This is a genomic window from Microbispora sp. NPDC049125 (genome assembly GCF_040802045.1).
In the GTDB taxonomy this organism is placed as follows: domain Bacteria; phylum Actinomycetota; class Actinomycetes; order Streptosporangiales; family Streptosporangiaceae; genus Microbispora.
The window spans coordinates 1-13,648 of the sequence record NZ_JBEZDW010000049.1; the positions used below are offsets into that span (position 1 = coordinate 1).

The window sequence follows — 13,648 nt, forward strand, 5'->3', positions numbered from 1 at the left end:
CATAGCAAGACCCAATTGCGCAGACCCGCACGCTCCTACCCTGTCCTGATCTCTCGTCTGCCATCGACCCCACCGCGTAGCGGCAGCGGGCCGGCCGATCGAGCCGTCGAACTTCCGACGCAGCTTCGCCAACGCCTGCGCCAAGGCCAAGGTGCGAAAGGTTCACGTCCACGCGACCCGGAAGACCCGCGCGTCGCTCCTGGTCGCCCTCGACGTCCACCCACGCGTGGCGATGCAGATCCTTCGGCACAGCCAGATCTCGGTCACGATGAACATCTACAGCGAGGTCTCGTCAGAGGAGACGCGCAAGGCGCTCAAGCGGCTCGGTGAGCAACTGGATTCGTAGCGGTTGCTGTACTTCGCTGCTGTACGAGGTCAAAAAGGCCACTTCCTGATCATGGGAGGTGGCCTTTGACGTGGGGTGGAGCCTAGGGGATTCGAACCCCTGACTTCCTGCTTGCAAAGCAGGCGCTCTGCCAGCTGAGCTAAGGCCCCGCGACCGGCGCGAGCTGTGAGAAGACGCAGATCACACGCTGATCGGGTGCGTACACCGTAGCAACTGGCCGCGCCCGCGCGCCACTCGAAAGCGCCCCCGCGCCACTCGAAAGCGTCCGCGCGCCACTCGAAAGCGGTGACGTCACCGGGCGACCGCACCGACCGCGCCGACCTCGCTGCCGAGGACGAGTGCCGGGAAGTCGGCGAGGGAGTCGACGATGTGGGTCGCGCCGCCGCTTAACAGCCGCTCGCGGCTGTGGACGCCGGTGAGCACGCCGGCCACGATGGAGGCGCCGGCCCTGCGTCCGCAGAGCATGTCGCTCTCCGAGTCGCCGGCGACGGCCACCTGGCGGACGTCCTCGACGCCGGAACGCAGGACGGCGGTCAGCACCAGGTCGGGATAGGGGCGCCCGCGCCCGGCGTCCTGCGGGCAGAGCGCGAAGTCCAGCTTGTCGGCCCAGGGGAGAGCGCTCAGCAGCCTCCCGAGGGTGGCGCGGCTGAACCCGGTGATCAGGGCGATCCGCACCCCCGCGTCACGCAGCTTCTCGATCGCCTCGACCGTACCGGGCAGCGGCGCGAGGCCCGTACGCTCCAGGGCGCCCTCGTAGGAGCGCTCGAAGGTCAGGTGGGCCGCCTGCGCCTGGGCTTCGTTGCCAGGAAAGATCCCGCGGAACACCTCGGCCGGGGGACACCCCCGGGACCTGTGCACATGCACCATCGCACGGGCGTACGCACTGGTCCCGGGGACGATGCCCTGCGTCGCGATCGCCTCGGCGAACGCCCGCTCGACCATGTCGATGTCGCCGATCGTGGTCCCGGCCAAATCAAGGCAGGCCAGTTTCACGGGGGTCATTCCCGCACCTTTCCCACGATCAGCCACCATCCTCGATGGTCAGTTCTCGCTACCGGTGGCCTCGGTCCACAGATCGAGCTCAGCGCGGTCGGCCTGCACCTTCCGCCAGACCAGCAGCCCACCAAGAGCGACCAGGCCGAGAACAAGCAGCTTCTTCACGGTGTGACCCCACTTCTCAACGGTCTCACCTGCCGGGTGAGACAACGCCCGGTTCTACGGTTCCCTGCAGCCTAGCAAGGCTCAGGCGTCCGACCCGGATTGCTCGGAATTCTGGTGAACCCCATCTGAGATTACGGCTCACCCCGCCCGGTCTGGCGAGCGCCTCCATGACGGGTGATGAGATCAAAAGTGCCCAGCTCATCCCGGTGCTAACCCTCGCGGCCATCCTCGCGTGGCGCCGGGCAGGGGCAGGATTCCGGCCCGTGCGGCCCGCCTCCGCTCTCAGCGAAGGATCACCAAAGCATCAGGCGAGGGTGGCGCAGAGCCTGATCGTGGTGCCCTCCGGCCCCGTACGGACGACCAGTTCGGCCAGGCGGTTCATCAGCCACAGCCCCCGTCCCCCGAAGTCGAACCTCGTCGCGGGCTCCTCGCGCTCCAGGACCTCGTCGGGGATGCCCGGCCCCTTGTCGGTGACCTCGCAGACCAGCGCCGCGGGTTCGCGCCACATCGCGATACCGCGGGGTGGGGTGCCGTATCGGACCGCGTTGGTGACCGCCTCGTGAACCGCGAGGACGAAGTCCTCCAGCGCGATTCCGCTCAACCCGGCCTCCTGCGCGGACACCGTGACGAGATGCCGCACCCGGGTGACCGAACTTCGGTCGAACTCCAGGCTGAGCAGGCTGCCCGTCAAGGTCTTCACCGCCCTCCGTGCTTCCGCCACAGTGGTAATACTCCCTTTACCGCACATGAGCGCCTGACACGTATTTTGGGGTACGGCTTGCGCTCACCGGAAGGCCGGTGGCACGGCGAACACGCGAAGCGAGGTCCTCCTGGACGCTAGCGCACTGCTCAAAGCTCCGTCATGACCTGGCGGAGCATCTTCTTCGTGTCAGGTACGGTCTCGGCCTCGATGCAGAGGCGCTCCATCACGGCCAGGTAGCGATCCGTGTCCTCCAGCTTGTCCAGGTAGATGGCGCTGGTGAGCTGTTCGAGGTACACCACGTCGGGCAGGTCCGTGTCGGCGAACCGCAGGATGCTGAACGGCCCGCCCGCGGCGGCGTGGCCGCCGACGCTGAACGGCACGATCTGGACCGTGACGTTCGGCAGGTCGAGCAGCTCCAGGAGGCGGGCGAGCTGGGCGCGCATCGCCTCGCGGCCCCCGAGCGGGCGGCGTACGGCCGCCTCGTCGACGACCGCCCACAGACGGGGAGGATCGGGCCGGGTCAGCAGCTCCTGCCGGTCCAGGCGGAGCCGTACACGGCGCTCGATCTCGTCGGCGGCGGCTTGGGGATGTCCCAGCCGGATGACGGCGCGCGCGTAGGCCTCGGTCTGCAGCAGCCCGGGGAAGAACTGCACCTCGTAGTTGCGGATGGAGCTCGCGGCCTGCTCCAGTCCGACGTACGCCTCGAACCAGGACGGGAGGACGTCGTCGTAGTTGTGCCACCAGCCGGGCGCGTTGGCCTGGGTGACGAGGCCGAGCATGGCCTCCCGCTCGCCTTCGTCGGTCACGCCGTAGAGGTCGAGCAGGTCGGCGATGTCCCGGACGCGGAAGCTGACCCGGCCCAGCTCCATACGGCTGACCTTGGAATGGGAGGCCCGGATCGCGCGCCCCGCCTCATCCAGCCTGATGTACCTGCTCTCACGCAGGCGGCGGAGCTGGGTGCCGAGGAGGATCCGCAGGACCGTGGGGCTGCGGCGCGGCTGCGCGGGAATGTCGCGGAGGTGGGGCACCCCCTCCTGCGGGGCCGCAGTCATATGGCAGTCCTTTTACGGTTTACCAGTGGTTTACGCCTGGTTCACGATACTCGCCCAATCGTCTGGGACAAGGGCTGCGTTCAATCGAGTATCAGGTCGTCGAAATCCCCCTCCTTCGCCGACCGGAGGAAGGCGGCCAGGTCTCCGCGGGAGTACACGAGCATCGGGCCCGTGGGATGGCGGGAGTTCCTGACGGCCACGTCGCCGCCCGGAAGCGCGGCGAGCTCCACGCAGTTGCCGTTGGGATTGCTGTGCCGGCTCTTCCGCCAGGCGAGGTCTCCCATCTGGGACGACGGCATTCCGTTGTATATGGCGGGCATGGTCCCCCCTTCGATGGCCTGCCCGGCCAGAATACGACTTCGTGCGTTTGCACGTGCATCCGTACTTGCACATGAGCACCAAGGGGAGCAGTATGACTAACTGAGTCATCCCGCCACATGGCCGACAGCAACCTCATAAGGCTCTCAATGACTGGTTATCGGACAGACCGTGCTTCCCTCGCAGAAGCCGATAGCGAGGGCTGGGAACCTTGGCTCGGCACTCTGGAGCAGGTCTTTCCCGACGGAATGCGCTGGCCGTGGGCACCGGACCACGATCACCGGCTCGTTCTGCAGGTGGCCGTTCACGAGTTCAACCGGGAGAGCCTCGCCGCCCGTACGGCACGGCGCTACGCCACGGGCGTTTTACGGACCTGGGGGCTTCCCGAGGTCGTCGATGACGCCGCGCTCGCCGTCTGCGAGTTGGTGACCAACGCCCTGCGTCACGGACTGCGTCATCCGGCCATCCACTACTCGCCGGTGCGGCTGCTCATGTTCCGCTCCACCCACGCGTTGCTGTGCATGGTGACCGACCCGAGCAACGACCCGCCGATCCTGCGGGAGCCGGACTACGTCTCGGAGACCGGCCGCGGCCTTCAGGTCGTCGCGGGAGTCAGCGCCATGTGGGGCTGGACGCCGCTGCGCCCCATGGGCAAGGCCGTATGGGCGGGCTTCACCGCGGGAAAGACCCGCTTCGAAGCCTGCCGTTGAACCACTCCGCTTTCCACAGCCGGCCTCCGGAGTTCGTCCAAGGGACCCACGAACCGGTACCCCTTCGCTGCCCGGCGGCGAGATGTGATCCCCGGTGAATATCATGTCGGCCAACCATTGACAGGTGTCGGGTGAGGCGACCACGCTCGGTTGCGTTCCCTTGGTCCCATGGGCCGGACCAGCAGGAGGTAGGGCTCGTGACGACGATCACCGTGTCCTGTATCGGGACCACCTTCCCGCCGCAGGCCAGTGGCCTTTCCGCTACGCACGCGCCGCGGGTGGGATCTCAGTGACGCGGCCCGGGGGGCCTCCGGCGGCCGCCGGCGACAGGGGTGAGGACGACGTCCTCCACGCCGACACCCACCTGCGCATCACCTGGTCGGCCGCCGACTCCTCGCTGATCGTCAGCGGGGAGGTCGACGTCTCCAACTGCGCCGCCCTGACGGCCGCTCTCGGGGCCGTCAAGGACGTCCTGGGCGAGGTCGTCGTCGACACCGGTGATCTGCGCTTCATCGACCTGGCCGGTCTGCGGGCGCTGCTGATGCCGGGGCCGGCTCCCGGTGGCGCCGTGCACCTGCGCAACGTGCCGCCCTACCTGCGGCGACTCCTGGACATGCTCGGCCACCTCGGCGAGGCCCGGCACGCCTCCTGAGACCCGGCGGCCGCGCGGCCCGGAGGCCGTCTCCTGAGGCCCGCCGCCGCCGAATCCTCAGCGCCCCCGGAAGCGTCCCCGGAAGCGCCCCGGGTTGCTCAGGGCAGCAGCCCCTTGGCGAGCGCCTCGATCCGCTCCCGCCACGAGACCAGGGCGGGATCGGGGTCGGCGAGCCCGGTCTCGGTCACGACGAGGCGTGCGCCATGACCGGTGCCCGGTGACAGCTCCCAGCGCACCCGGCCGCCGCCGTACGCGAACTCCAGCAGCGCGGGCTCCTCGGCCTTCACGACGGGCCCGTGGGCGCGCCCGTCGCAGAAGCCCTCCGGGGCCGGCTCGCCCACGCGGGCGGAGGCGCCGCCGGCCGCTCTCCAGACGTCCTCGGCCGGCCGGGTGAGCTGGCGCTCGAACCGCACCCGCCAGCCGTCCGGCCCGCGCTCCGCCGCGCCCTCCCGCAGCCCGAGGTCCTCGATGTACGACTGGTGGAGCTCGGGGAAGTTCCCCTCCGGCAACCGGGCGGGGCCGCCGTCGAGGATCGTCTCCATCACGTCCAGGCAGGTGTGCCATCCCGAGGCGTAGCTGGCGGCGGCCGGCCGGTCGTGGAAGGTCTGCGTGAAGACCAGCAGGCAGCCGCCCTCCCGTGGGAGCAGCTCGATGTGGATCGTGTTCTCGCCCTCGCGCGGCATCTGCGCCAGGGGCTGCTGGGTGAACGCGAAGACGCGGGGCGGGTCGAGCTCGGTGACCACGGCGTCCGTGGCCGTGCCGTCGCCCGTCTCGAACCTGATCTTGCCACCCACCTGGAGATCCATCTCCGCGACGTGGAACGGGAACCACTGGGACAGCTGAGCGGGCTCGGTCACGGCGCGCCAGACCTTCTCCCGTGGGTGGGCGAGCTTGCGTTCGATGCGGAGGACGGGCAGGCCGCCCGCGTCGCCGAGTGTCGTGCTCATGTCTCCTCCTGGTTGTCGTCGGGGGTCGCGTCGAGGTGCCGCTCCAGCGCGTCGAGGCTGCCGGCCCACAGGCGCCGGTACGGCGCGAGCCAGGCGTCGACCTCGGCGAGCGGCTCGGGGCGCAGCTCGTACCACCTGCGCTGGGCGTCCCGGCGCACGTGGACGAGGCCGGCCTCCCGCAGCACCTTCAGGTGCTTGGAGGTGCCCGGCTGGGTCAGGCCGAGCCCCTCGGTGAGCTCGCCCACAAGCCGGGGGCGCTCCAGGAGCATGTCCAGAATGCGGCGCCTGGTCGGCTCGGCGAGCACGTCGAAAGTCAGTGACACACGCTCGAACATACCCAGTCGGTTATATGAACGCAAGGGAATCTACCCGAGCGCGTGATCCAGGAAGAAGGCGGCGCTGATCAGCGACAGATGGGTGAACGCCTGGGGGAAGTTGCCGAGCTGCTCGCCGGTGCGGCCGATCTCCTCGGCGTACAGGCCGAGGTGGTTGCCGTAGGTGAGCATCTTCTCGAAGGCCAGTCTGGCCTCGTCGATCCGGCCGGCGCGGGCCATCGCCTCGACGTACCAGAACGAGCAGATGGAGAACGTGCCCTCCTCGCCGGCGATGCCGTCCGGGGAGACTCCGTGGTCGTAGCGGTAGACCAGCGAGTCGGACACCAGGACCCGGCCGAGCGCGTCGAGCGTCGACAGCCATTTCGGGTCGGTCGGGGAGACGAACTTGGCGAGCGGCATCATCAGGACGGACGCGTCGAGGACGTCGCCGTCCAGGCGCTGGACGAAGGCCTCCAGCCGGGCCGACCAGCCGCGCCGCATGATCTGCCGGTAGATCGCGTCGCGGGACTCGCGCCAGCCCACCAGGTCGGCGGGCAGGCCGCGGCGGTTCGCCATCCGCATGGCCCGCTCGATCGCCACCCAGCACATCAGCCGTGAGTAGACGAAGTCGCTGCGGCCGGCGCGGGTCTCCCACACGCCCTCGTCCGGCCGGTCCCAGTTCTCCCTCACCCACTCGACCAGCGTGCAGACCCGGTCCCACAGGTCGCTGGAGATCGAACGGCCCCACTTGTCGTAGAGGTAGATCGAGTCGATCAGCGCGCCGTAGATGTCGAGCTGGAGCTGGTCCACCGCCGCGTTCCCCACCCGCACGGGCGCCGAGCCCTCGTATCCCTCCAGGTGGGACAGCTGCCGTTCGGGGAGATCGCTCCGGCCGTCGATGCCGTACATGATCTGCAGGGGGCCCGACGGGCCGTCGGTGCACATCGTGGCGTGCTTGGACAGGAAGCCCATGAACGCCTCGGCCTCGCCGGTGAAGCCGAGCCGGAGCAGCGCGTACACGCAGAAGGCGGCGTCCCTGATCCACACGTAGCGGTAGTCCCAGTTGCGCTCGCCGCCGAGACGCTCGGGCAGGCTGGTCGTCGGGGCGGCCACGATCCCGCCCGTCGGCGCGTACGTGAGCAGTTTCAGGGTCAGCGCGGAGCGGTGGACCATCTCGCGCCAGCGGCCCCGGTAGCGGGAGGCGGCCAGCCACCCGCGCCAGAACGCCACGGTCGCGCGGAACTCCTCCTCCGCCTCCTCCAGCGGGCACGGGCGCGTGCCGACCTCGCCGCCGACCCGGTCGAGGGCGAAGACCGCCGCCTCGCCCTCGTCGAGCTTGAACTCCGCCCGGACGTCCACGCCGTCGGCCTCCAGCGGCACGGACGCGGTCAGGGCCAGGGCGAGCGACGCGGACTCGAAGACGGCGTGGCGACCGTCCAGGCGCAGGATGTGCGGCTCCGCGCCGTACCCGAACCGGGGAGCGACCCGGGCGCGGAACGGCAGCGAGCCGCGCACGCAGAGCACGCGCCGGATCAGCCGGTGCCGGTTGATCTCGCTCGACCGTTCGGCGATCGGCATGAAGTCCTGCACCTCCCCGACTCCGTCCGGCGCGGAGAACCGGGTGATCAGCACGTTGGTGTCGGGGAAGTAGAACTGCTTGGTGCCGGCCGGCACGGACGTGGTCAGCTCGAAGCAGCCGCCCCGGTCCGCGTCCAGCAGGGAGCCGAAGACGCTGGGCGCGTCGAAGCGCGGGCAGCAGTACCAGTCGATCGTGCCGTCCGTGCCGATGAGCGCGACGGTCCGCAGGTCGCCGATCAGGCCGTGCTCGGCGATCGGCAGGTATGCGGAGCGGGCCGCACGGCCGCTGTCCCCCATGTCGCCTCCCCGTCCGGCGCCCCCGCGCCGGGCTTCGGGCCCGTACGCCTTCCACGGTACGACGCGGGCCCCGAGGCCCGTCGGGCGGTGCCGTACGGCGGTCAACTGGGGCGCGGGCGATCCCAGTCTGGCTCGTACGGCGGTCAACTGGGGCGGGGGCGATCTGGTCCGGCTCTCGTACAGCGGTCAGCTGGGGCGCGGGGCGATCTCGTCGAGCTCGGCCAGCGCCGCCTCGTCCGGTAGCCACGTGGCCGCCGCGGCATTGGCCTTGACCTGCTCCGGCCTGGTGGCGCCGGCGATCACCGACGAGACCGCCGGCTGCGCGAGCAGGCCGCCGATCGCCACGTCGAGCAGGGAGACACCCTGACGGGCGGCGAAGTCCTCCAGCCGTTCGACGACGTCGAAGCGGTCATCGGTGAGGTACTCGGGGCGGGCCGACAGGCGGGTGCCCTCCGGCGCCCGCGCGTCCCGGCGGTACTTGCCGGTCAGCAGCCCGTTGGCGAGCGGGAAGTACGGCAGCAGGCCGATGCCGTGGTGGAGCAGCGCGGGGACCAGCTCCCGCTCGGCCCGCCGGTCCAGCAGGCTGTACTCGTTCTGCGCGCTGACGAACCGTTCGTGGCCCTCGGTGCGGGCGATCCAGTCGGCGTCGCTCACCTGCCAGCCCGCGAAGTTCGACGAGCCGACGTAGCGGACCTTGCCCTCGCGCACCAGGTCGGAAAGGACCGACAGGGTCTCCTCGACCGGTGTCGAGGCGTCGGGGAAGTGGAGCTGGTAGAGGTCGATCCAGTCGGTGCGCAGCCGGCGAAGGGAGCGCTCGACGGCCCTGCGGACGTACCGCCGGGAGCCGCGGGCGCCCCAGTCGGGGCCGTTCGCCCCGTTCAGGTCGCCGCCGAACTTGGTGGCGAGCACCACATCGTCGCGGCGGCCCTTGAGCACCTCTCCGAGGAACGCCTCCGACTCGCCGTAGATGTCGGCGGTGTCGATCAGCGTCACCCCGGCGTCGAACGCGGCGTCGACGACGGCACGGGTCGCGTCGATGTCGATACGCCGGCCGAAGTTGTTGCCGCCCAGACCGAGGGCTGAGACGACAAGCCCCGAGTCCCCCAACCGGCGATACGACATATCCGTCATTTCCGTACCTTCTTTCGAGTCATCGCGCCGCGCCGCCGATCACGACGCGCCGCTCATCACAACGCGCCGTAACAACGCGCCGTATTTTCGCCGCGCGCCGTTCATCACGACGTGCCGCCGGGCTTTCGCGGGCCGTCCCTGAGCAGCTCGACGATCGCGGCGATGTCATGGCCGGCCCAGCCGCGCTCGGCCGCCTCCTCGTAGCGCCGCTCCACCAGCCCGGCGATCGGCAGGTCGAGACCGCTTCCGGCGGCCAGCTCGCGCGCGAGCCGCAGGTCCTTCGCCCCGAGGCGGGTGGTGAACCAGCCGCCGTGCTCACCGGACAGGACGTCGTCGAGCCGGTTGTGCAGCCCGGGCGCGACGGTGGGCCACGACGCCAGGAAGTCCCGCGTGAGCTGGTCGTCGAGGCCCGCCGCCTGCGCCGTGGCGGCCACCTCGGCGAGGACGGCGAGGCCCGCCATCATGAGGTAGTTGCTGAGCAGCTTGAACGCCGTCGCGCTGCCCGGATCCTCCCCGCAGTACGACCAGGAGGCGAACACGTCCTTCCAGATCGGGTCGAGGCGGTCGACCAGCCGCCGCTCCCCGCCGACCAGGGTCGTGGCCGTGCCCTCCACGACGGCCACGGGCCCGCCCGCGATCGGCGCGGCGAGGAACCGCCCGCCGGGCACCGTCGCGCGGAGCGCTCGTGAGGTGCCGGGGGAGACCGTGCTGGTGTCGACCACGATCACCCCGTCCTCGATGCCGTCGAGCCGGGCCACGACCTCGCGCACGGCGTCGTCGTCGGACAGCGACAGCAGCACCGCGTCCGCGCCCCGGACGGCCTCCTCGGGGGAGCCGGCCTCCACGCCGCCGTCGTCCACCACGTCGCCGGCCTTACCCGGGGTCCGGTTCCACACGGTGACCGAATACTCGTTCTTGAGCATCCGCCTGGCCAGGGCGCGGCCCATCCCGCCCATCCCGAGCACCGCTGTCCGCATGGCACGCCCCCCTCGGCTCGTCGTTCCTCTTCACGGTAACCAGCCCTGCCCACCGCTTCGCGAGGGATGCCTGCGCCGCCCCCGCCCCGTCCAGGAGGATGGGCCCATGCATCCCGTACGGCACAGCGTCCGCGCCATCCTGCTCGACGGCGACGACGTCGTCCTGTTCCGGCGCGTACGACCGGGGCGGGAGCCGTACTGGGTGACACCGGGAGGCGGGGTGGAGCCGACGGACGCCTCGCTGGAGGCCGCGCTGCGCCGCGAGCTCGACGAGGAGCTGGGCGCCACCGCCGGGCCCGCGCTGCACGTGTTCACGCTCGTGGAGCCCGGGCGGCTGTCCACCGTCTACGCCTGCCGGCTGGTCGGGATGGACCTGTCGCGCCGCAGCGGCCCGGAGTTCCTTGAGCCGGACATCGGCCTCCACGAGGTCAGGCGGATGCCGCCGGAGAAGGTGGCCTCCCTGCCCCTGGTCCCCCCGGAGCTGGGGGAGTTCATCACGGCGAGCGCGGCGACGCTGCCCGCGCTGCTCGACGCCGCGACCTACGCACCGGGACGCTACCGGCCGGTCGTCGACGTCCACCTCCTGCTGATGGACGGCGACCGGGTGCTGCTCGGCCGCCGGGAGGGCACCGGCTACGCCGACGGCGAGTGGCAGATCATGCCGTCCGGCCACCTGGAGGCGGGGGAGCCGGTGGTCGGCACGGCGATCCGGGAGGCGTACGAGGAGCTGGGGATCGAGGTCGAAGGCTGCGAGGTGGCGCACGTGATGCACCACCGCAACGCCGGGGGCACCGCGAGGATCGGGCTGTTCCTCACCGCGGGCGCCGTCACCGGGACGCCCGTCAACGCCGAGCCGCACAAATGCGCCGAGCTCGGATGGTTTCCCCTCGACCGGCTGCCCGAACGGACCGTCCCGTACGCGCGGGCGGGCATCGAGGCGGTCCGGGACGGCCTGCGGTTCTCCCTGCACGGCTGGGAGCGGCCGGAAGCCGCCGAGCTGGAGGCCGAGGCTGCCCGCGCCGCCTTCACCGAGGTGTCGGTCTGCCTCGTCGCCCACCGCGACGGCGCCGTGCTCGTGCTCTCCGACGAGGAGACCGACCGCCTGCCCGCCACGGTCGTCCGGCCGGGCGAGGGGCTCGACGCGGCACTCGCCCGTATCGGCGCCACCGCCGGGGAGGCGCGCTATGTGGGCTCAGACGACTACGTCTCCCCTTCGGGCCTGGCCGGGCGGCGCCTGGCGTTCCACGCCCCCGCCAGGACGGCGGAGGGCCGGTTCGTGTCCGCCGCGTCGCTCGACGCGGCCCGCATGACGTACGCCGAGCGCGTCCTGATCGGCCGGGCCCTCGGCGCCCGCCCTTCTGGATCCGCCCTTCTGGATCCGGAGGCCACCCGATAGCCTGATCACAGGTGTGCCGGGAAGTCTGGTCGGCGATGAGTGCTCCGCGCGGAGATCCCGCCCGGAGGTGCCGTCGGAGAGGCCCGAATTGAACCCCGCAGCCGTACGCCCTGGGCAGGTGAGCGATGCGCGCCCGTGATCTCCTGGAGCCGTTCCCGACGGTGGAGCTCGACTCCCCCGTCGCCGACGCCGCCCGTCTGATGGCCGAACGCGATCTTCCCGGGCTGATCGTCTTGGACGAGCGAGGCACGCCGTGCTCGATCCTGCCCGGCACCCAGGTGCTGCGCCTGGCCGTCCCCAAGTACTGCCAGGACGACCCCGCACTCGCCCGGGTGATCGACGAGGCCCACGCCGACGCCTTCATGCGCGCCCTCGGCGACCGCACGGTCCGCCAGGCGATGCCGGAGCGGCCGAAGGAACTCCCGGTGACCGATCCGGACGCCACCCTCCTGGAGGTGGCGGCGCTGATGGCACGCACCCGCAGCCCGCTGGTCGCCGTCGTGGAGCGCGGCCGGCTGCTGGGCGCGGTCACGCTCAACGCGCTGATGGACCGTCTGGCAGGGACATGACCTTCACCGCCTGGGTGGCGACGGCCGTCTTCGTCGCCACCTACGTTCTGATCGCCACGGAAAGGGTCCACCGGGTCAAGGCCGCGCTGGGCGGGGCCGCCGTCCTGCTGCTGATCCACGCCACGAGCGCCGGCCCGGCGTTCTTCTCCCAGCACACCGGCATCGACTGGAACGTCGTCTTCCTGCTGCTCGGCATGATGGTCATCGTCGGGGTGCTGCGGCAGACCGGCGTGTTCGAGTATCTGGCGATCTGGGCGGCCAAGCGCGCCAGGGGGCGTCCGTTCCGGCTGATGGTGCTGCTCCTGGTGATCACGGGGGGCGCGTCGGCGCTGCTCGACAACGTCACCACCGTGCTGCTGGTCGCGCCGGTCACGTTCCTCGTCTGCGAGCGGCTGGCGCTGCCGGTGGCGCCGTTCCTCATCGCCGAGGCGATGGCGTCGAACATCGGCGGCACCGCCACTCTCGTCGGCGACCCGCCGAACATCATCATCGCCAGCCGGGGCGGGCTGACCTTCAACGACTTCCTCGTCCACCTCGCGCCGCTGGTGGTCGTGCTGATGGTGGTCTTCATCGGGCTGTGCCGCCTGCTGTTCCGCAAGGCGTTCCGGTACGACCCCGAGCGGGCCGCTGAGATCATGCAGCTCGACGAGAAGGCCGCCATCGGGGACCGGGTGCTGCTCGTGCAGAGCCTGTCCGTGCTCGGCGTGGTCATCGCCGCGTTCGTGCTCCACCCGGTGCTGCACTACGAGCCGTCCGTCGTGGCCCTGCTCGGAGCCGGGCTGCTCGTGCTGATCACCAAGGTCACGACCGAGGACGCGATCCGCGAGGTGGAGTGGCCGACCCTGGTCTTCTTCGCCGGGCTCTTCATCATGGTCGGAGCCCTGGTCGAGACCGGGGTGATCGGGCAGATCTCCCGCGCCGCGGCCGACGCGACGGCGGGCAGGCTCGGCGTCACGACCATGGTGCTGCTGTGGGCCTCGGCGGGGCTGTCGGCCATCGTGGACAACATCCCCTACGTCGCGACGATGAGCCCCATCGTGTCCGACCTGGTGCACAACGTCCCCGGCGACGGCCACGTCCTGTGGTGGGCGCTCGCCCTCGGCGCCGACCTCGGGGGGAACGCCACCGCGGTCGGCGCCTCGGCCAACGTGGTCATCCTCGGCATCGCCGAGCGCAACGGCGCCCGGATCAGCTTCTGGGAGTTCACCAAGTACGGCCTGGTCGTGACGGTGGTCACCGTCGCACTGGCCGTGCCGTACCTGTGGCTGCGCTACCTGCTGTGACCCCCTTCCGGCGCACCTCCGGCCCTCCTTGACCACCGGGGTACCCTAGGGGGGTACCGTGTAGGAGTCGGGTGGCACGCAGCGAACGGGGAGTGCGGGGACATGGCCGATGTGACACCGGGGGCCGAGGGTAAGCTCGGTCACGCGGAGCAGCGGAGCAGGGGCGGCGCGCCCGTCACGCACTTGCGGCCGCACGCGGAAGGCGTACGGCCGG

General features: G+C 70.8%; 16 protein-coding genes and 1 tRNA gene. 6 read left to right on the plus strand and 11 right to left on the minus strand.

Going from position 1 to position 13,648, the window contains the following annotated elements; translation table 11 throughout:
- Window positions 1–97 precede the first annotated feature (97 nt).
- Entirely contained in the window at window positions 98–346 is a 249-nt protein-coding gene (locus tag AB0B72_RS35870) for a tyrosine-type recombinase/integrase (RefSeq protein ID WP_367744005.1), read from the plus strand.
- Window positions 347–422: 76 nt separating this feature from the next.
- On the opposite strand, the gene AB0B72_RS35875 is transcribed toward AB0B72_RS35870, so the two are convergent.
- The 6 genes from AB0B72_RS35875 to AB0B72_RS35900 all read right to left on the minus strand — a co-directional run bounded on the left by AB0B72_RS35875 (window position 423) and on the right by AB0B72_RS35900 (window position 3,582).
- A tRNA-Ala gene (locus AB0B72_RS35875) sits at window positions 423–495 on the minus strand.
- A 142-nt stretch (window positions 496–637) separates the two neighbouring features.
- Window positions 638–1,348 (minus strand): HAD family hydrolase, encoded by a 711-nt coding sequence (locus tag AB0B72_RS35880; RefSeq protein ID WP_367743938.1) that lies wholly within the window; start codon window positions 1,346–1,348, stop codon window positions 638–640.
- A 39-nt stretch (window positions 1,349–1,387) separates the two neighbouring features.
- Entirely contained in the window at window positions 1,388–1,507 is a 120-nt protein-coding gene (locus tag AB0B72_RS35885) for a DLW-39 family protein (protein WP_367743939.1), read from the minus strand.
- A gap of 304 nt (window positions 1,508–1,811) precedes the next feature.
- Window positions 1,812–2,207 (minus strand): ATP-binding protein, encoded by a 396-nt coding sequence (locus tag AB0B72_RS35890; protein ID WP_367743940.1) that lies wholly within the window; start codon window positions 2,205–2,207, stop codon window positions 1,812–1,814.
- A 149-nt stretch (window positions 2,208–2,356) separates the two neighbouring features.
- Entirely contained in the window at window positions 2,357–3,262 is a 906-nt protein-coding gene (locus tag AB0B72_RS35895; RefSeq protein WP_367743941.1) for a helix-turn-helix domain-containing protein, read from the minus strand.
- Window positions 3,263–3,342: 80 nt separating this feature from the next.
- A complete protein-coding gene (locus tag AB0B72_RS35900; RefSeq protein ID WP_367743943.1) occupies window positions 3,343–3,582 on the minus strand; it encodes a DUF397 domain-containing protein in 240 nt (79 codons plus the stop codon).
- 294 nt (window positions 3,583–3,876) lie between these two features.
- Here AB0B72_RS35900 and AB0B72_RS35905 point away from each other — a divergent pair, with 294 nt between their 5' ends.
- A complete protein-coding gene (locus AB0B72_RS35905) occupies window positions 3,877–4,290 on the plus strand; it encodes an ATP-binding protein (protein ID WP_367743944.1) in 414 nt (137 codons plus the stop codon).
- Between the two features lie 289 nt (window positions 4,291–4,579).
- Window positions 4,580–4,942 (plus strand): STAS domain-containing protein, encoded by a 363-nt coding sequence (locus AB0B72_RS35910; RefSeq protein WP_367743945.1) that lies wholly within the window; start codon window positions 4,580–4,582, stop codon window positions 4,940–4,942.
- Between the two features lie 98 nt (window positions 4,943–5,040).
- On the opposite strand, the gene AB0B72_RS35915 is transcribed toward AB0B72_RS35910, so the two are convergent.
- The 5 genes from AB0B72_RS35915 to AB0B72_RS35935 all read right to left on the minus strand — a co-directional run bounded on the left by AB0B72_RS35915 (window position 5,041) and on the right by AB0B72_RS35935 (window position 10,186).
- Window positions 5,041–5,889 (minus strand): SRPBCC family protein, encoded by an 849-nt coding sequence (locus AB0B72_RS35915; protein WP_367743946.1) that lies wholly within the window; start codon window positions 5,887–5,889, stop codon window positions 5,041–5,043.
- On the minus strand, window positions 5,886–6,212 hold the full coding sequence (locus AB0B72_RS35920) for an ArsR/SmtB family transcription factor (RefSeq protein WP_367743947.1): 327 nt from the start codon (window positions 6,210–6,212) through the stop codon (window positions 5,886–5,888). Before AB0B72_RS35920 ends, AB0B72_RS35915 begins: the two co-directional genes overlap by 4 nt.
- Window positions 6,213–6,254: 42 nt before the next feature.
- Window positions 6,255–8,078 carry a glycoside hydrolase family 15 protein gene (locus AB0B72_RS35925; RefSeq protein ID WP_367743948.1) on the minus strand — a complete coding sequence of 608 codons (1,824 nt, stop codon included), beginning with the start codon at window positions 8,076–8,078 and terminating at the stop codon, window positions 6,255–6,257.
- Between the two features lie 186 nt (window positions 8,079–8,264).
- Entirely contained in the window at window positions 8,265–9,209 is a 945-nt protein-coding gene (locus tag AB0B72_RS35930) for an aldo/keto reductase (protein ID WP_367743949.1), read from the minus strand.
- Between the two features lie 104 nt (window positions 9,210–9,313).
- Window positions 9,314–10,186 carry an NAD(P)-dependent oxidoreductase gene (locus tag AB0B72_RS35935; protein WP_367743950.1) on the minus strand — a complete coding sequence of 291 codons (873 nt, stop codon included), beginning with the start codon at window positions 10,184–10,186 and terminating at the stop codon, window positions 9,314–9,316.
- Between the two features lie 106 nt (window positions 10,187–10,292).
- Here AB0B72_RS35935 and AB0B72_RS35940 point away from each other — a divergent pair, with 106 nt between their 5' ends.
- The 3 genes from AB0B72_RS35940 (at window position 10,293) to AB0B72_RS35950 (ending at window position 13,434) form a co-directional block, all read left to right on the plus strand.
- Window positions 10,293–11,582, plus strand: a complete 1,290-nt coding sequence (locus AB0B72_RS35940) for an NUDIX domain-containing protein (protein ID WP_367743951.1) — start codon at window positions 10,293–10,295, stop codon at window positions 11,580–11,582.
- A gap of 125 nt (window positions 11,583–11,707) precedes the next feature.
- Window positions 11,708–12,151: a CBS domain-containing protein gene (locus AB0B72_RS35945; protein ID WP_367743952.1), complete on the plus strand. Its 444-nt coding sequence runs from the start codon at window positions 11,708–11,710 to the stop codon at window positions 12,149–12,151.
- Complete coding sequence (locus AB0B72_RS35950; RefSeq protein ID WP_367743954.1) at window positions 12,148–13,434, plus strand: ArsB/NhaD family transporter; 1,287 nt, start codon at window positions 12,148–12,150, stop codon at window positions 13,432–13,434. The genes AB0B72_RS35945 and AB0B72_RS35950 overlap by 4 nt, the downstream gene beginning before the upstream one ends.
- Window positions 13,435–13,648: the final 214 nt, after the last annotated feature.